Annotated in this window: 22 protein-coding genes; 17 read left to right on the forward strand and 5 right to left on the reverse strand. The window is 43.2% G+C overall.

The annotated features are described in order from the left end of the window. Positions 1–72: 72 nt before the first annotated feature. Both NST85_RS08345 and NST85_RS08350 read right to left on the reverse strand, forming a co-directional pair. Positions 73–450 (reverse strand): cupredoxin domain-containing protein, encoded by a 378-nt coding sequence (locus NST85_RS08345; protein ID WP_127192438.1) that lies wholly within the window; start codon positions 448–450, stop codon positions 73–75. A gap of 187 nt (positions 451–637) precedes the next feature. Further along, entirely contained in the window at positions 638–1,000 is a 363-nt protein-coding gene (locus NST85_RS08350; protein ID WP_341189055.1) for a phage holin family protein, read from the reverse strand. A gap of 145 nt (positions 1,001–1,145) precedes the next feature. On the opposite strand from NST85_RS08350, the gene NST85_RS08355 reads away from it, so the two are divergent. The 3 genes from NST85_RS08355 to NST85_RS08365 all read left to right on the forward strand — a co-directional run bounded on the left by NST85_RS08355 (position 1,146) and on the right by NST85_RS08365 (position 4,609). Next, the gene (locus tag NST85_RS08355; protein WP_341189056.1) at positions 1,146–3,512 is read left to right on the forward strand and encodes an endonuclease MutS2; all 2,367 of its coding nucleotides are present in this window, start codon (positions 1,146–1,148) and stop codon (positions 3,510–3,512) included. A gap of 18 nt (positions 3,513–3,530) precedes the next feature. After that, positions 3,531–3,947 (forward strand): DUF350 domain-containing protein, encoded by a 417-nt coding sequence (locus NST85_RS08360; protein WP_341191092.1) that lies wholly within the window; start codon positions 3,531–3,533, stop codon positions 3,945–3,947. A gap of 131 nt (positions 3,948–4,078) precedes the next feature. Next, the gene (locus NST85_RS08365; RefSeq protein ID WP_307394169.1) at positions 4,079–4,609 is read left to right on the forward strand and encodes a hypothetical protein; all 531 of its coding nucleotides are present in this window, start codon (positions 4,079–4,081) and stop codon (positions 4,607–4,609) included. Positions 4,610–4,705: 96 nt separating this feature from the next. Here NST85_RS08365 and NST85_RS08370 read toward each other — a convergent pair whose 3' ends face one another. After that, positions 4,706–5,929 carry an NAD(P)/FAD-dependent oxidoreductase gene (locus NST85_RS08370; protein ID WP_341189057.1) on the reverse strand — a complete coding sequence of 408 codons (1,224 nt, stop codon included), beginning with the start codon at positions 5,927–5,929 and terminating at the stop codon, positions 4,706–4,708. A 161-nt stretch (positions 5,930–6,090) separates the two neighbouring features. Here NST85_RS08370 and NST85_RS08375 point away from each other — a divergent pair, with 161 nt between their 5' ends. The 10 genes from NST85_RS08375 (at position 6,091) to NST85_RS08420 (ending at position 13,553) form a co-directional block, all read left to right on the forward strand. Next, a complete protein-coding gene (locus NST85_RS08375) occupies positions 6,091–6,324 on the forward strand; it encodes a hypothetical protein (RefSeq protein ID WP_127192433.1) in 234 nt (77 codons plus the stop codon). A gap of 73 nt (positions 6,325–6,397) precedes the next feature. Beyond that, positions 6,398–6,754, forward strand: a complete 357-nt coding sequence (locus NST85_RS08380; protein WP_211350101.1) for a spore coat protein — start codon at positions 6,398–6,400, stop codon at positions 6,752–6,754. Positions 6,755–6,935: 181 nt separating this feature from the next. After that, a complete protein-coding gene (locus NST85_RS08385; RefSeq protein WP_127192431.1) occupies positions 6,936–7,436 on the forward strand; it encodes an Lrp/AsnC family transcriptional regulator in 501 nt (166 codons plus the stop codon). 13 nt (positions 7,437–7,449) lie between these two features. Continuing rightward, a complete protein-coding gene (locus tag NST85_RS08390) occupies positions 7,450–8,661 on the forward strand; it encodes an aminotransferase class I/II-fold pyridoxal phosphate-dependent enzyme (RefSeq protein ID WP_127192430.1) in 1,212 nt (403 codons plus the stop codon). 163 nt (positions 8,662–8,824) lie between these two features. Next, positions 8,825–9,055 (forward strand): aspartyl-phosphate phosphatase Spo0E family protein, encoded by a 231-nt coding sequence (locus NST85_RS08395; RefSeq protein WP_127192518.1) that lies wholly within the window; start codon positions 8,825–8,827, stop codon positions 9,053–9,055. A 548-nt stretch (positions 9,056–9,603) separates the two neighbouring features. Beyond that, positions 9,604–10,167, forward strand: coding sequence for a cob(I)yrinic acid a,c-diamide adenosyltransferase (locus tag NST85_RS08400; RefSeq protein WP_127192429.1), 564 nt, complete (start codon positions 9,604–9,606; stop codon positions 10,165–10,167). 2 nt (positions 10,168–10,169) lie between these two features. Next, on the forward strand, positions 10,170–11,129 hold the full coding sequence (locus NST85_RS08405) for an RluA family pseudouridine synthase (RefSeq protein ID WP_127192428.1): 960 nt from the start codon (positions 10,170–10,172) through the stop codon (positions 11,127–11,129). A gap of 40 nt (positions 11,130–11,169) precedes the next feature. Continuing rightward, on the forward strand, positions 11,170–11,529 hold the full coding sequence (locus NST85_RS08410) for an arsenate reductase family protein (protein ID WP_127192427.1): 360 nt from the start codon (positions 11,170–11,172) through the stop codon (positions 11,527–11,529). Positions 11,530–11,559: 30 nt separating this feature from the next. After that, on the forward strand, positions 11,560–12,453 hold the full coding sequence (locus NST85_RS08415) for a 5'-3' exonuclease (protein WP_341189058.1): 894 nt from the start codon (positions 11,560–11,562) through the stop codon (positions 12,451–12,453). Next, positions 12,450–13,553, forward strand: coding sequence for a phosphodiester glycosidase family protein (locus tag NST85_RS08420; RefSeq protein WP_341189059.1), 1,104 nt, complete (start codon positions 12,450–12,452; stop codon positions 13,551–13,553). The genes NST85_RS08415 and NST85_RS08420 overlap by 4 nt, the downstream gene beginning before the upstream one ends. Before the next feature lie 53 nt (positions 13,554–13,606). Here NST85_RS08420 and NST85_RS08425 read toward each other — a convergent pair whose 3' ends face one another. Beyond that, positions 13,607–14,581: a helix-turn-helix transcriptional regulator gene (locus tag NST85_RS08425; RefSeq protein WP_341189060.1), complete on the reverse strand. Its 975-nt coding sequence runs from the start codon at positions 14,579–14,581 to the stop codon at positions 13,607–13,609. 95 nt (positions 14,582–14,676) lie between these two features. On the opposite strand from NST85_RS08425, the gene modA reads away from it, so the two are divergent. Continuing rightward, positions 14,677–15,510: a molybdate ABC transporter substrate-binding protein gene (gene modA / locus NST85_RS08430; RefSeq protein ID WP_341189061.1), complete on the forward strand. Its 834-nt coding sequence runs from the start codon at positions 14,677–14,679 to the stop codon at positions 15,508–15,510. A gap of 10 nt (positions 15,511–15,520) precedes the next feature. Then, positions 15,521–16,192, forward strand: a complete 672-nt coding sequence (gene modB / locus NST85_RS08435; RefSeq protein WP_127192413.1) for a molybdate ABC transporter permease subunit — start codon at positions 15,521–15,523, stop codon at positions 16,190–16,192. 3 nt (positions 16,193–16,195) lie between these two features. On the opposite strand, the gene NST85_RS08440 is transcribed toward modB, so the two are convergent. Next, positions 16,196–16,498: a DUF3055 domain-containing protein gene (locus NST85_RS08440; RefSeq protein ID WP_127192412.1), complete on the reverse strand. Its 303-nt coding sequence runs from the start codon at positions 16,496–16,498 to the stop codon at positions 16,196–16,198. A gap of 72 nt (positions 16,499–16,570) precedes the next feature. Here NST85_RS08440 and NST85_RS08445 point away from each other — a divergent pair, with 72 nt between their 5' ends. Further along, positions 16,571–16,750: a hypothetical protein gene (locus tag NST85_RS08445; protein WP_127192411.1), complete on the forward strand. Its 180-nt coding sequence runs from the start codon at positions 16,571–16,573 to the stop codon at positions 16,748–16,750. Continuing rightward, complete coding sequence (locus NST85_RS08450) at positions 16,741–17,745, forward strand: HRDC domain-containing protein (RefSeq protein ID WP_341189062.1); 1,005 nt, start codon at positions 16,741–16,743, stop codon at positions 17,743–17,745. Before NST85_RS08445 ends, NST85_RS08450 begins: the two co-directional genes overlap by 10 nt. Positions 17,746–17,817: the final 72 nt, after the last annotated feature.

Genomic DNA, 17,817 nt, shown 5'->3' on the forward strand with positions numbered 1-17,817 from the left:
TGGATGCAGCATTTTTTCTGACTTAAAAGTAAGAGCCCCCAGAAAAATTAGGGGGCTCTTGCGCTTGCTTAGTTATTCTACGATGATTGTGGAGATCATTGTACCGTGGCCCGTGCCACACATGATCGAACAGGATATTTCGTATTTACCTGATTTGGTCGGTGTGATTACCTTTGTATCATTTTGTCGGTCCATTTGTAGCTTTAATCCAGGAATGAGGAGGCCGTGATTACCTTCCTCATTTTTGAAAATTATTTTTACAGGAACGTCCTTCTTTAAATGATATTCTGTCTGGTCGAATTTGTAATCGGTAGCGGTGATAACCAGTTCTGCTTCAGGTATTACATTGCTCTCAGAGGTGTTATTACTAGCCTGTGATCCATTGCCATTACAAGCAGAAATAATGAACAAAAAAGTGAGTCCAATCATAAAAGCAAGTGTTTTTCTCATAGATACCCTCCTGAATGTAAATAAATTGTGACAATTATAAGAAGATCATACAGTGAAAAGTGGGAGGGTGATCATAATGAGTATGATAAATTCATGAACAATTTCATTTATTTGGAATATTGGCGTATTTATTTGCTGCAAAAAACTCCTTGTTCAAGAACAAGGAGTTCAATGCATGAAATAGATGTCAGCGGGAAGATTTCTCCTTGGCTGCGTTAAACGGTGTAGACACTGGGATGAATAGATCAATAATCCCAATCACCAGTGCTGCAAGCAATGCTCCGATAATGGATACAGTTACACCAGACACGATGAACTGAGCCAACCAGATCACAAGTGCACTGACTAGAAATCCGACGATTCCGCGTCCAAAAGGGGAGACTCTTTTTCCGAAGATGCCTTCAACAGCCCAACCCAACAAGGCTATGACGAGAGCCAGTAGTAGGGCGCTGCCAAAATCACCGATACTGAATTGCGGAACGAGCCATCCCACAACTAACAGAACCACCGCAGAGACGATAAAACGTACGACATGTCCCAAAAAATGCATGGTATATGGCCTCCTTATATTTGATCCTGCACATGATTATATTGTTCCATAATTGCACTTCTTATGTACCGAACTATCCGAAATGGCAAAAAATGAGTCATTTCGTTATAATGGACTCATAGCACGAGGGGAGTTGTGAAAGTTCTTGGATCAGAAAATATTAAGAACCATGGAATATAGTAAGATTATAGATAAACTTTATAAATATTGTCAGACCCCGCTAGGTAAGCTTGCTGCAGAGCAACTTCACCCTGTTTCTGAACTGGAGGAAGTGAAACGACTACTGCAGGGGACGGACGAAGCGTTTAAAGTCGATCGTCTAAAAGGCTCTCCACTTTTTGGGGGAATTGTTGATATTACTCCAGCCGCGAAGCGTGCCCGCATCGGGGGAACGTTGAATCCACATGAACTTTTTGGTGTGGCAACGACACTCGAGGGAGCGCGGCGCATCAGAAGGTATATCTCCGCTATTCATGACGAAGAGCCTATTGAGTTGCTATTTACACTCAGTGATGCACTTAGCGAGCAGAAGTCGCTAGAAGAGGCAATTAAACGCTGTATTAATGACAGCGCTGAAGTTCTAGACTCTGCTAGTGCTGAGTTGGCACAAATCCGCCGGGAACTACGAGGCGGTGAAGTCCGAATCCGTGAGAAACTGGATGCGATGATTCGTTCTTCCTCTATTTCCAAGATGCTGCAGGATCAGCTGATTACAATCAGGGGAGACCGGTTCGTTATTCCTGTGAAGGCGGAGTATCGGGCTCATTTCGGGGGCATAGTACACGATCAGTCGGGATCGGGAGCAACGTTGTTTATTGAACCCGAATCAATTGTAGCTATGAATAACAAGCTGCGCGAGACACGTCTACGGGAAGAACGTGAAATCGAAGTTATCCTCCAGAAGCTGACTGCTCTAGTTGGAGATCAGACGGAACTACTGTTGTATGACAGTGATATACTTGCTCAATTGGATTTCTTGTTTGCCAAAGCGCGTTTGGCTCGTGAGATGAAAGCTGCGATGCCGAGAATGAATGATCGAGGATTTTTAAAGCTGAAAAAGGGCCGGCATCCGCTTATTCCTGCTGATCAAGTTGTTCCTATCGATGTGGAGCTAGGCAATGAGTATACCTCCATTATCGTAACTGGACCCAATACGGGCGGAAAGACGGTAACGTTAAAGACCATTGGTCTACTTAGTCTGATGGCCATGTCAGGACTATTTGTACCCGCTGAAGATGGGGTTCAATTATGTGTGTTTGATGCCATTTATGCTGATATCGGTGATGAACAGAGTATTGAACAGAGTCTCAGTACCTTCTCCAGCCATATGACCAATATCATTTCGATACTCAACGTAATGACACCCAAAAGCCTAGTGCTACTTGATGAGGTTGGGGCAGGAACTGACCCGGCGGAAGGATCGGCACTTGCTATAGCAATTCTCGAGCATATTCATTCTCTGGGCAGTCGTATGGTAGCTACTACACACTATAGTGAGTTAAAAGCCTATGCATATGAGCGTAAGGGTGTTATTAATGCGAGCATGGAGTTTGATGTAAATACACTCAGCCCGACCTATCGACTATTAGTTGGTGTTCCCGGACGAAGTAATGCGTTTGCTATAGCGAGCCGTCTTGGACTGCAAGATGATATTTTAGATTTCGCTCGGGGAGAGGTCAAAGAAGAAGATCTTCGTGTCGAGAATATGATTGCTTCACTCGAAGAGAATCGCCTTGGGGCAGAACAGGAACGCGAGACTGCAGCGAAGCTGCGTAGTGAACTGGAAGTTTTACGGAGTCGTCATGAGGTGGAACTACAGAAACTTGAAGAGCAGCGAGACAGACGCTTGGACAAGGCTAAAGAAGAGGCATCTGCGATCATTGCTAAGGCACGAAATGAAGCCGAGGAGATTATCAGGGATCTACGGAAACTCGCCCAAGAGGAAGGTGCTTCGGTCAAGGAGCATAAACTTATTGCCGCTCGCAAACAGTTGGATGAAGCTGAACCGCAACGCCGGAAAAAGGTAGGGGCTAAGCCTAAAGCGGTCAAAGCAGCACGTTCCATAGGCCCTGGTGATGAAGTGATGGTATATAGCTTGAACCAACGAGGGCTTGTGGTAGAACTAGCTGGAGGAAAGGAAGCTGTTGTTCAGCTTGGGATCATGAAGATGAAAGTTCGCTTGGACGATTTGGAGTTGATTGGCTCTGCTCCTGAAAGCAAGCCGGCGGGGCGTACATTAGCTAACGTGAAGCGGACACGAGATGAACACGTGCGTAGTGAATTGGATCTTCGTGGTGCCAACTTAGAGGAAGCTCTCATTGAGGTTGATCGTTTTATTGATGAGGCATACCTAGGAAACTTAGGTCAGATCAATATTATTCACGGCAAAGGTACTGGAATTTTGCGTACAGGGATATCAGATTACCTTCGTAAACATAAACATGTAAAAAGCTACCGTCTTGGGAATTATGGTGAAGGCGGTACAGGAGTAACAGTAGCAGAACTTAAGTAACAGGGGAGAAGAGGGGAGATCGTGGGAAACATTGATCCACTGCTTGAACAGCCATTTGGGTTTATGGTCGGTTATCTTTCTGTAGCAGTTATGGAATTAGTCGTGTTTCTTTCCTTCTTTGAACTTGTAACGAGATATAATTGCTGGCAAGAGATTAAACGTGGGAATCTAGCCGCGTCACTTGCTACGGGTGGGAAGATATTCGGGATTAGTCATATCATTCGTAGTGCGGCTAATGAGTCGACGATCTATGATTTCATACTTTGGTCTTCTCTAGGCATTGGAATGCTCTTTGTAGCCTATGTATTGTTTCAATTTTTGACATCGGTTTTTCAAGTCGATAAAGAAATTGCTGCCGGTAATGTGGCGGTTGGATTTATTGCCATGACCGTTTCGATATCGGTATCGTATCTAATTGGAGCTTGTATAGGTTAGGGGGAGTATAGTTTGAAGAATTTTATGCGGAATTTAGCAAGAATTTTGTTCGTAGCTGCTGTGCTTTTTATGGCTGCGGGCATCTATTATCTTTGGAACGCTTAAATTAAGTTATGGAAAGGATGGACTGCATGGAAACAACGATTTGCCCATGGTGTCAGACGGAAATTGTATGGGATGAGGAACTAGGTCCTGAGGAAGAATGTCCTTATTGCCACAATGAATTAAAAGGATATCGCACTTTGAATATTGATCTTGATTCTGACATAGAGGATGAAGAAGAAGGTAACAAAGGAGGACAACCATTCTGGGAAGAGGAGAATGAGGAACAGTTGGAGTCTAGCCGCCGCTTGGATGTTTTTGCAGCGGGTGGCAGAAATCCACTTGTTTATGAATCTGGTGTTGAGACATTGCTAAATGGACAAGATGAAGTTCCAGAGTGCCCGCATTGCAGGGAATACATGTTATTCACGGGTAAGCAATCCCTTGCACATGGTGACTTCGAAGGAGTTGTACCAGAAGGGCTGAAAAATCCTTTAGTACTGGACAACGCGAAACTGAATGTATATGTTTGTTCAGCCTGTTTCCATGTTAGTCGTTTCCTCTCGGAAGACGATAGAAATGCGTTGATTCAGACGATTAGTGGAGAAAACGACAAGTAATAACTCTGTTAAATTATCAATTTATAGGGTGACAAATGGCAGGACAAGGGAGTAATCCTTAGTCCTGCCATTTGTCTTTTTCTACGATATCTTGGATCATCTTCGGTTAGGTTTAGATGTTCGCATTAAGGAGAATATCTCCATATCAGGCCGATGGATACCGGTTAACACATCTGTGATCATCTCGGCGGCGATCATACTGCACACGGTTCCATTTCCCCCATATCCCTCTAGAAAATAACAATGAGGATAGTCTGGATGGGGTCCAATGTAGGGCAGGCCATCACGTGTTCCTCCAAACACCGCTCCCCAAGCATATTCCGATTTCAGAGCAGCTTTGCGCGGAAACATGGTGTGAATGACGTTTAAAAGCTTTTTACTCTGATGGATATAACGGTTATCTTCCAGCACTCCCCCAGGTAAATGTTCATCGAGTCCTCCGGATATAATCCGACCATCTGGAGTTGTTCTCAAATATGAATAGGGTCTTGCGGTCTCCCAAATGAGGCAACGTTGATACCAATCGTTGAAATCTTGCACTGGTTCGGTCACTGTTACATAAGAACTCGTTAAGTTAGCTCCTTGATCTTTTTTGAATTGTTGGGTTTCGTAACCTGTTGCAAAAATGATGTGCTTTGCTGTGATTTCCCACTTACCTGATCGGCACTTCACATCATTTTCATGAAATTGGAATCCATTTACGTTACTGTGCTCGTAAACTCGAACTCCGTTGGATGAAGCCTCCTGAATTAATTCATGAACCAGCATTAATGGGTTAACCTCTGCATCACCATATGTATAGATAGCTGCTGGTCTTGTAAAGGGGAATCGCTCGCGTATCATTTCTTCATCCCACCATTCTGCAGGGAATTGAAATCGTCGCTGCGTTTCAAACTCTTCGCGGAGCACGTCGACATCATCTAAGGTGCTTGCTAAATATAAGCTGCTTCGTGGAATGAGTCGTGCATTAGGTTCAAATTGTGAACTGATCTCCTGAAGCTTGACCAGCGCCCTTTGGGATAGTCTATAGAAATGAACGGCGGTTTCCTCACCGAAAGTTTGTATAAAGGAAGACAGTGTTTTATCACTGGAATATTGCAATAAGCCAGTATTAGTTAAAGTACTCCCGCTGGCTATCTCTCGCTTATCTATCAGTACAGTCTTTACACCCTTTTTAGAGAGTAAATTTGCACAAAGTGCGCCTCCTATACCTCCGCCAACAATCAGGCAGTCGCAGGAAATATCTTCGGATAGTGCTGGATATTGAGGTCGGTTTGGCACTGTTTCCGGCCATAAATATATTCCACTATGCAGCCTCATATCATTATCCCTCCATCGGTTATCAGGATATAGTCATTATCTCCATGAGATAACGTTCTACAAGTCGTGTTCATTATTATGACTTTTCTTAAAACACATATCAGGCAAGTTACGGGACATAATATGCCTGAGTGCAACTAAAATCAGGAGGGAACACAACCATGAACGTATCGCAAATGCAGCCGATTTCAAACAAAGAATTGGATTACATCTCCGATTGCATTTCAAATGAAGATTTACTGGTTAAGCAATGTGCAGCGGCAGCCGTAGTTTGTCACAATCCAACGATTAGCCAAGCCCTTTCGGAGCATATCCGTACTCATGAACAGCATTTGACGAAACTGACTGATGCTTTACAACAACATCAGCATTTAGCCCCGACTCAAGCTCATTAATTCAGAAGACAATTACTGCAGGTAATAATAAAAATATGGGAGGACAAAAACTGTGAATTCACAATTGCAAAATATGGATATACTTCCACTGGAGGATTTACTTAATACGATTCTTTGTGACTTAAAACGTTCGGTTCGGGAATATACAACGGCAACTACTGAATCAAATTGTCCAAGTATCCGTCAGCTATTCACTGAGATGACCAACAGTACCTTGAAGCTCCAAGGTGATCTTTATCAACTCATGTCACAAAACAATATGTATACCGCACCTACGCCGGCCCCACGGACAGAAGTAAGCAAGCAGCTACAATCAGCTCAACAAACGATACAAAAAGCTCAACAATTCGTACAACAAAGAGTAGCGAATACGAATACATCGTATCAACCTCAGTCCAATGTCTCTTCGCAGCAATCGAATTATATGTAACCCCTTTAGGTGTAGAATGAATCAATTGTTGATGATCACCGTCCGTTTCTAGGGAATGCACTCCCTAGCGGACGGTTTTTCTTTGCATCAACCTTGAATTCATGTAAAATAGTAATAAATTTAGATTCCGAGGGCTATAAACTAAGTGTAGGTCATCGGAACAGCGCTGGAGGATTGAAGCATGAAACAATTGAGTGAATTGAAGCTGAAAGTGCTGGATCTTTTGAAAGAGGATGCGCGTAGGGATCCTTCTCTTCTTGCAACCCTGCTTGGGGCAACTACAGAAGAAGTGACAGAGGTTATCAAAGAGTTAGAAGAAGATCATGTAATTGTGAAGTACGCGACGGTTATCAATTCAAGTAAATTGGATGATGAGAAGGTGACCGCTTTAATCGAGGTACAAATTACTCCTGAGCGTGGGCGTGGGTTTGAAGCGATCGCGGAACGAATTTATTTGTTCCCACAAGTAATGTCGGTTTATCTCATGTCAGGTGCCTATGATCTACTTGTGGAAGTGGAAGGGCGCAACTTGAAAGAAGTCGCTAGTTTTGTATCTGATAAACTGTCCCCATTGGAATCCGTGTTATCAACGAAAACGCACTTTATTCTTAAAAAATACAAACAAGACGGAATCATCTTCGAAGATCCTGAAGAAGACCGCCGTCTGTTGATATCTCCGTAAAGGAAGTAATAGTATGAGTATAAATTCACAGCAATCGTCCGAACTGTCGGATCGTTCTATGACCTCTTATTTAGCTCCGCTCGTTAGAGAAATCCAACCTTCGGGCATAAGACGGTTCTTTGATCTAGTTAGTGGAAGCAAGGATATTATTACACTTGGTGTAGGTGAGCCAGATTTCATTACACCATGGCATGTGCGCGAAGCCTGTGTGTATTCTCTTGAAAGAGGATATACCAGTTATACCTCAAATGCGGGTACGCCTGAACTTCGGGAAGCAATTGCAGAGTATTTGTACATCAGCTATGATGTGAAATACGATCCGAAGGATGAAATCCTCGTTACCGTCGGAGGTAGCGAAGCAATAGACCTAGCGCTACGGGCACTGATCGAACCAGGAGATGAAATTCTGATTCCAGTGCCTTGTTATATCTCCTATTCTCCGATCGCTTCCATTGGGGGCGGGGTACCTATTGAGATTGAGACCAATGCAGAGAACAGTTTTAAACTGAAGGCGGAACAACTTTCTGAGAAGATTACACCGAAATCGAAAGTGCTGATATTGAATTACCCCAATAATCCAACAGGGGGGATCATGACTTACGAGGATTGGCTACCTATTGCCAAGTTGGTGGAAAAGAATGATTTGATCGTTATTTCAGACGAAATTTATTCCGAATTAACATATGGTCAAAAACACGTTAGCTTTGCTTCCCTACCAGGTATGAAGGATCGAACGATCTTAGTAAATGGGTTCTCTAAAGCGTTCGCTATGACCGGATGGCGTATGGGATATGCTTGTGGTCATCCTGAACTGATCTATGCCATGCTCAAAATTCACCAATATACAGTGATGTGTGCCCCAGTAATGGGCCAAGTGGCTGCACTTGAAGCTTTGAAGAATGGGTTAAGCGAGAAAGATCATATGGTTGAATCCTATAACCAACGTAGAAGATTGGTTGTTCAGGGACTACGGGATATAGGCTTGACTTGTCATGAACCAGAGGGGGCATTTTATGCCTTCCCTAGTATACAAAGCACGGGGCTGACTTCTGACGAGTTCTCCCAGCGCCTTCTTGTTGAAGGTAAAGTAGCAGCTGTTCCAGGTAATGTATTTGGAGCAGGCGGAGAAGGCTTCTTACGTTGCTCGTATGCTACTGGTGTGGGCCAGCTTAGTGAGGCTCTTCATCGAATGGGTCAGTTTATTCACAAGGTAAAACAAGGATAAGTAGGTTTCCAAACGGAGAGATGGAGCTATTTAACATTTCTTTCATTTTTTAATTGATCGATGTCTCGTGGACATGATATAATTTTATTTTGGAAGAGACAACATTCTGTTTCTCAGGGAGGGAATACCTTTGTGCTATGTTGATTACAATCTACCATTTGATATGGGATGTTATATTGCTGAAGGTAATGATTCAGGACAATGGTGTAATAATAATTGCGAAGTGAATTCAACACAAGTTGTTTCTCTAGAGGATGAAATTCAATTACTTCGGAGTAAAATGGAGCTACTTTTTTCACAGGAAAAATCCTTCACTTCAGATATCGTAATTGAAATCAGCAGTTTGCTTGATTTGAAGATTAATGAATTTATGAGAAGCCGGAAGAACAGATAAGGACAGGTGTAGCATTTTGATTTATCATTTTATAAGTCCTGATCCATTTCAGTTAGTATTTATCTTTTGCCCGATAATTGCGATTATCCTGGGAATTGTATTTGCTCAATTGAGATGGAAACAAGTAATTGCTCCTTTAGCTGGGTTCCTACTTCCCCTTCTTTATATTACGACTGATTGGAATTCATTTAAGGTGAATTTAGAAGCGTGGTTTTTATGGGGAATATTATATGCAATCATAGCCTATGTGGCAGGATGGATTACAAATAAGAGGAAACACAGAACTTAGCATAAATTGATAAGTCAATACGAATTTTATATTTCGGGGCTCTTATGGGGATCGGTTGAGATTCTTCAAGGGAGCCCTTTTTGTATGAAGATTTATCTTCGTTGTTAGATGCAGGTGGAGTCATTTGGATACCTTCATTCTCGTCTATGATCCCTGCTTTGGGGGATTTTTATGGTATAGTTGAACTAGAATATAGTGCAAATAATAGTTCTGACCGAAATAATGATAAGAGAAACTCTTAATATAGGGGGAATTTACAGTGTCAATTTATACACGAACTGGTGACGAAGGAAAGACCTCTGTGATCGGAGGAAGAGTACTTAAAGATGATGATCGAGTTGAGGCTTATGGCACGATCGACGAGTTGAATTGTTTTGTTGGCCAGGCGGTGAGTTTAACCGATCCAGTTGGTTTTGCTGATCTGAGAGAGAATCTACTCCAGATACAACAGGAGTTATTCGACTGCGGATCTGATCTTGCCTATGTACAAGTCAAAAACGGACCCTATAAAGTAGGTGAAGAGCTGGTAGGACGATTAGAGTTATGGATTGATCGTTATGAAGCGGAGAATCCACCGCTTGCGAAGTTCATTCTGCCTGGTGGTACACAGCTTGCTTCTATCTTGCATGTTTGTAGGACGGTATGTCGACGCGCGGAGCGAAGAACCGTTACTTTGAGTCAACAGAGGGAGATTAACTCGGCAGTGCTCAAATATTTAAATAGACTTTCTGATTTCTTCTTTGCGGTTGCAAGAACTGCAAATGCACGTATGGAAGTTCAAGATATTGAATACGTGCGGAGCGGGAAGGTGTTCCGTAACTAATTATGACAGCTTATTACGAACCGATAACATATGAAGTAACAGAACAGGATAATGGGATGTTACTCAAGACCGTATTGCAAAAGAGATTAGGAGTGTCCCGTAAACTACTATCCAGAATTAAGCTGACGGAACGTGGTATTACCTTGAATGGTGAAAGGGTCCATATTAGTGTGAACGTGAATGCAGGGGATGTTGTCGCTATTTCGTTAGAAAAAGAAATTTCGGAGGATATCTTACCGCAGCCCATTCCTTTTAATATAGTATTTGAAGACTACTCTTTGTTGATCGTAAATAAAGATCCTGGTATCATCGTTCATCCGACTAATGGACACTACACGGGGACATTAGCTAATGGGATTGTTTATTATTGGCAGGAAAAAGGCGAAATGTTTCGCTTCCGCCCCGTGCATCGCTTGGATCAGGACACGAGTGGTCTTATTGCCATTGCCAAGAACGCCTATGTACATCAACATATCTCGGAGCAATTGATAGCAGGTCAGGTGACGAAGAAGTATGTGGCACTAGTTCATGGTTGTCCGGAACCAGAGGAAGGTGCCATTGATGGCCCGATTGACCGAGATCCAGCAGAACCACATCGGAGAATAGTGATCGAAACAGGATACCCGGCACTAACATGGTACAAAACGATGGCCAGCTATAAGCGGGGAGCACTAGTAGAACTCATATTGGGTACAGGAAGAACTCATCAAATCCGTGTACACATGACTTCAATAGGGCACCCATTGATTGGCGATAAGATGTATCGAATGCTTGAACTGGAATCGAAGGATGTTCTGGAGAGAGAGGCTGTACTAACATTAGATAATTTAATTCCCCGTCAGGCCTTGCACGCTTGTGAGCTAGGGTTTCGGCATCCGATTACGGGGGAACCTCTTCTGTTTCAGGCTCCACTTCCTAATGATATGGAACAAATGAGAATAATACTGGCGGATGAAGCTTAGTTCGTGCTTATCAGCTATAACAATAGGAGGAATTACTTATATGAGTCAACTTATTGTGTATCAATATCCGAAATGCAGCACTTGTCGTAATGCTATGAAATGGTTGGAGGCTAAGGGACATAAATTGGATTCCCGGCATATCATGGAGACACCTCCCACAGAAATAGAACTTTCGAAAATGATAGATCTTAGTGGATTTGAACTGAAGAAGTTCTTCAATACAAATGGTGAAGTATACAAACAATTAGGTCTAAAGGACAAGCTACCTGTGATGTCTCGTGAGGAACAAATAGCACTGCTAGCTAGTAATGGTATGCTTATTAAACGTCCCATCGTAAGTGATGGGAAGACCGTTACCGTAGGTTTCAAAGAAGCAGAATATGAGCAGGTATGGAAGTAGTATTGAACTTATAATCAAGGAGCGATTGAAGTGACTTTCGAGCAAAACAATCAAGAGAAAATCCTGTTGGTGGATGGAATGGCGCTTATGTTTCGTGCGTACTATGCCTCGGCTGCAACAGGGTACATTCGACGTACAAAAGCAGGGATCCCTACGAATGCTGTCTATGGATTCATGCGCTATTTCTGGGACGCAGTACAAAAATTTAATCCCACCCATATAGCCTGTTGTTGGGATTTGGGGGGCAAGACCTTCCGTAGTGGGCAGTTCCCCGAATATAAGGGGAATCGTTCTGATGCACCGGAAGATTTAATTCCGCAGTTTCAAATTATCCGTGATGTGATGGATAGCCTTGACGTGCCCAATATAAGTTCTGTAGGCTATGAAGCAGATGATTGCATCGGTACACTTGCAGCGAGGTTCAGTGAGGATATGGACGTGCTCATATTGACGGGTGACCATGACATGCTACAGCTGGTTAGTCCGAATACAAGTGTTATCATTATGAAAAAGGGCATGGGAAATTACATGGTATATACCCCAGAGAGCCTGATGGAGGAGAAAGGTCTGATTCCAGTTCAGATCATTGATCTTAAGGGTCTGATGGGTGATACTAGCGATAACTATCCTGGTGTTCGTGGGATAGGTGAGAAGACAGCGATGAAGTTGATACAGGAGTACGGATCAGTTGAGGGGATTCTCGATAACTTGGATAAGCTGACCAAATCAGTCCGCACCAAAATTGAAGTTGATCTTGAGATGCTGGAGCTTTGTAGAGGGCTTGCCCGGATTCGGTGTGATGTTGAACTTGTATGTCATGCAGATACCTGTCGATTCGAGCTTAACCCGGTTCAAGTGGTCTCTAAGTTTGAAGAATTAGAGATGGCAAGCGTATGTTCATGGATGGGAGTTGCAGTAGTTTGACAAGTAAATCTGGAAGATTTAGAAAAACTCTAATTGCTTTGATACTCCTGGTTTTCTTAGGACAGTTGTTTGAGAGTGGCAATATTACTCTAGCAGCATCCAACTCGGGGATAAAAAGCGCAACTAAGAAAGTGAAGGTAGGCAACAAGAATTTCACTGTACAAACGGTTCAGATTCCAAAGGGTACACCCGTTACGGTCGGACTGGCTAAAGGGCAGGTAGGCAGTACAGAGAAACTTGAGGGAATCATTTCTAGATATAAGGGTGAAGCCGCAATAAACGGAGCATTCTTCGAAGCTTATGGTGGTCCACCAGATCCTTATGGTACCTTAATTGCGGGTGGCCGCTTTATGCATAATGGTGGATACGGTACGGTCATTGGATATCTGGCAGACGGTACAGCATTAATGGACACACTACGTACTTCGATCAAAGGGAAAGTTAAGAAACCTGATGGTAAAACGCTTGGTTGGTATGTGACTTTCTTGAATCGCGAGCCAGCCAAAGGAAGTAATGTTAGCATCATGTACACACCTGATCGAGGAACCAAAGTAGGATTCTCTGGTGGTATTGCTGTCACTATTGTTGAAGGCAAGGTAACGAAGAACGAGAATAATAATAATGCATCAATTCCTGCGAATGGTTATGTAATTGTATTTAGTGGAACAGAACAGAGTAGTGCTGAACGTTTTGTCATAGATAGTGAAGTTGAGCGGACCTTTACGTACAAGGATGCTTTGGGAAATCTAATTCCTTGGGAAGAGGTTATAGCAGCTGTTGGTGCAGGCCCGCGTCTAGTGAAGGATGGCAAAGTATCGCTTGATGCCGCTAATGAAGGATTCAAGGATCCGAAAATATTAACGGGCTCGGCTGCACGTAGTGGTATCGCGATCATGCCGGACGGATCTACACTTTTAGCCACCGTCTCAGGTGCAACTATGAAGCAGTGGGCTGAAATTATGAAGTCACTGGGAGCGAAGCAGGCCATGAATCTAGATGGTGGTGCCTCATCAGCCCTTTATGGTGGTGGCAAAGTATTGACTCCTGCAGGTCGATTGTTAAGCAATACACTCATTTTTGGTGCTCAAGTTTCGAAGTAATAAAAAGGGTGTTCCAAGTGCAGAATGATCTGCACTTGGGACACCCTTTGTTGTTAGGTTTCGAATAGGACCTGTCCAGTCAGAGACAAATCGTAGCCTTGAATGGACAGAAGTTCCTGACGGAATTCAGAAGAGCGTAATATCTGCAGTAGTTGAGCAATCCATTCCATATTTTGAGGCTTCTTTAATACGATAAGATCGTACCGTTCTTTTATAAGTGGTATGAATTCCACTTCGTTGAACAATGAAACTGCATTCTGTATGCCTACCCCGACATCGGCAGTTCCCGCAGAAACCCGTCCAGCTACTCCCATATGACCGGTTTCTTCCTGTACATATCCTTTAATCAGATTGCGGTCAATTCCATGTATCCGAAGCTGCTCATCAAGAAGTACCCTTGCTCCAGATCCTTTCTCGCGATTGATCAAAGTGATCCCCGGCTTACTCAGATCACTCCACTCTTGTAAGTTGTGTGGATTCCCTTTACGGACATATAATCCGGCAATCCTTTGTAGGAGATTTACGACCATATAAGAATGACCGGCTAATATTTTGGTGACATAGGGAATGTTATACTCACCACTGTCACCATCTAGTAAATGGGAGCTTACGATGTCACTTTGTCCACGGTACATGGAGATCAGACTGTCGAGGCTCCCGTCATGGGAGCGTAACGATCGGTAAGTCGGGGCCATCTTTTCCAAATGTCTTGCCAGCAAATCCAAACTGAGATCTTGACCCGTGATAACTAGAGTTCTTTGGGACTGTGCTACTCCATCACTTGTTGGATCGAGCGCAGAATTTGGTGGGATTACGCCCATCGTAACATCGTTAGATATACTCTGGCGGGAGAGTCCGTCGTTCTTTGTATTTGATTTGTACTGCTCCAAGTCAAGAGCATCAATTCTCATTTGCTTGCCAACGCGGTAGGCAGGGAGCTCGCCTTTTTTAATTAGGTCATATACGGTTAATTTGGATACTTTGAGAAGTTTGGCAACTTCTTCAGTTGTATAGGTGATATCGTTCATAGGCTCCTCCTGTTTAACTAGTTATATCTAAATATATACAAACCATACTAGATATAATATAATAATGAGAAATTATACCAAAAGAGGGTGGAGACATGCTTCAAGATTCAATATACAGTAAAAAAATGAGGTTTGCTATTATTCTTATACTTATGTTTGGGCTGTTAATTACCGCTTGTGGTAAAAGTGAAAAAGCAACAGTAAATAGTACAGTCGAGCCTACCGAGCAGAATACTATTACTTTAACGGTATCGGCAGCTGCAAGCTTGAAAGATAGCTTGGAGGAGCTTACTCCGATATTTGAAGACCTGAATCCCAGTATTAAGTTAGTTTATAACTTTGGAGCCTCCGGGTCGTTGCAGAAGCAGATCGAACAAGGGGCACCAGTCGATCTTTTCCTATCCGCAGGAAAGAAACAAATGGATGCGTTGATTGATAAAAAGTTAGTTCTGGCGGATCAGAGTGTATCTTTGTTATTGAATAGTCTTGTCCTTATCGTAAAGAGTGACGCAGAGGGGATACCAGATCAATTGGAAACCCTAAAAGACGTTGCTATTCATAATATAGCGGTTGGTGAACCGGAGGTTGTACCAGCAGGTACTTATGCTCGTGAAACCTTGGAGAGTGAGGGGTTATGGGAAGAATTACAACCCAAAATGGTGTTTACTAAGGATGTAAGTCAAGTGCTGACTTATGTAGAGTCTGGTAATGCGGATGCGGGTTTTGTCTACCTTACGGATGCTTTGTTATCAGACAAAGTTAAGATGGCATTTCAAATAGATGCATCTAAACATAAATCCATTCTTTATCCTGCCGGCATTATCGCAGAGACTAAACACAACGGTGAGGCAGAGCAATTACTGCAATTTCTGCAAAGTAAAGAAGCCCAAGATGTATTTGTAAAGTATGGGTTTACCATACCGGAATGAGGAATGAAATATGTATCCCAATGAGTTTTGGTCACCTGTAGTATTATCCCTGAAAGTTTCTTCGTTAGCAGGTCTGATTGCTTTTATCTTGGCGGGGTATGTTGCATGGAAAATGACAGGGAGAAGATTTAGAGGTAAGTTGGTTATTGAAACACTGATTATGTTACCGATGGTCTTACCCCCGACCGTAGTTGGCTTTCTATTGCTTGTAGCGTTTGGCCGTAGAGGTGTCATAGGAAGATTATTTGAACAAATGTCGGGACTTCCTATTGTTTTTACGTGGGGGGCAGCGGTCATAGCTGCGAGCGTGGTAGCTTTTCCATTGGCATATCAGTCGGCCAAAGCTGGTTTTGCCTCAATCGATCGTGATTTAGCAGCGGCTGGCCGTTCCATGGGCGCTTCCGAATGGCAGTTGTTATTGTGGGTTATCATTCCTTTAGCTCGTCGCGCGCTAATAACGGGATTTGTATTGGCATTTACTAGAGCTTTAGGTGAGTTTGGGGCTACTTTGATGTTGGCAGGTAATATCCCTGGCAGAACTCAGACATTACCTACCGCCATTTACATGGCGGTAGAATCTGGTGATATGAAGTTAGCATGGGTTTGGGCAGGGTTAATGGTATTGATATCGTTTGGTTTACTAGCATTCTTTGGTCCTCGTTCAGAACAAGATGAAGTGTAACATTTAATCGGTAAAATAGGGCTCACCAACGACTTGATATAGAAAAATACGCAACTCGTTAGCTTCTTCCTCATTGATCCCGAATACATGCTCTATATATCCTTCTTCATCCAAATCATCGCTACCAAGGATAGCGGTCTTACCGTTCTGTAGATCGGCTACGAGCTTCTTTCCATAGAAACGTCCTGTGGTGGTGACAGCCAGATCGAATCGTTTCAGTGAGTGACCGATAAAAGTTACGAACCTTGTGGAGGTACTCTCCGTACTATCGGATAAAAAATCTAAATCTTTCTGTGGATCAGTCATTTCATATACCTCCTAGAGAAAGTTAGGTTTGTAGTCATTATAACGGAAAAGCATGTCTTGTGGGGAATGTTCATGATTATTGACAGCGCAGTAAAAAATGTTATTATTAGGAATAACAGTATACAGACGGAGGAAGCACCTTCTCTTGCGAATTTGCAAGCGGGTGCTTTTTTGCGTGTTTATAAGACGCGTATACCTGACTTCTTATTCGTTACTGAAGCATGTAAGGAGGCGAAAGGATTATGCGAGTGATGTTCTTAAACAGCTTGGAGAAGAAGGACAATGTAGGCGTTGCAGTTGCAGCGCAGGTGTGGATCGGAGAGGAAGACGGATCCTGGCGGATCGGGTGGAATGAAATAATGGAGGGGGAGGAACAGGAGTATATTTGGTACGAAGGTGTGTCTTGGTCAGAGATGCTACATGTGTATCGCCATCATCTTGTTATGAAGATGAGTGAAGGCTTTCGACCGATTGTTGAAGGGATTTGGGATGAGAGAGAGGAACTACGTGGACGAGGTATGGCCGCTCAGAAGTTAGTTTGCTATAGCGAAATGAAAGGTAATGAACCGTTATATCTAGAACTATGCTCATGGCGGAGAAAGAAGGCTTCTTCGGAGCGTAAAGCCCCGTATCTGATTGCGAGTAACCGGTTGCTACGAATGATCAGTGTATTCCGCCCGCAGACAGTAGAAGAATTACTCCAGTTGCCTGGTGTAGGAGAGAATAAGGCGAAAGAATATGGCCCTGAACTACTGGAGCTGACTCTAGTTTCTGAGCGATCAACGTCCTTTCCGCTAAGTTGGGTTGACCTTGAGCTTGATGAGGAAATATTTCGTTCCTGGCTTTACAAGCAGAAGGAAGCCAAGTTCCGAGTAGAGATGGAGAAATTCACTACTCGTAGAAACGTACTGGAATGTATTAACGAAGGTCTTGGTGTGGAACAAATTTCTTTACGTGCGGGTATTGAACGAAGAGAAGCCGTGGAACTTCTAGAGGAATTAGAGAAGGACGGATATAACACGGATAATTTAATAGAGACAGAATTAATGGAGATGCCAGAGGGGGAACGTACAGCCGTCTGGAAGGCGTACGAAGAAATAGGAGATACTTTTTTGAAACCTGTATTGCAACGGGTATATGGACAGGAGATGGCAGAAGGAGTTAATTTGGAAAAGTTATATGAACAACTTCGCTTGATTCGCATACGTTATCGCCGTCAAAGAGAATCAATCCGTAGCGCGGGGTAGGTTATCCTCGACCTCAGAGCCAAGCTAGTTCCGGGAGATTTCCCTGTGCTTGCTTGGCTCTTTTTGTATAAA

Source organism: Paenibacillus sp. FSL K6-2524 (assembly GCF_038005525.1).
Classification (GTDB): Bacteria; Bacillota; Bacilli; order Paenibacillales; family Paenibacillaceae; genus Fontibacillus; species Fontibacillus anaericanus.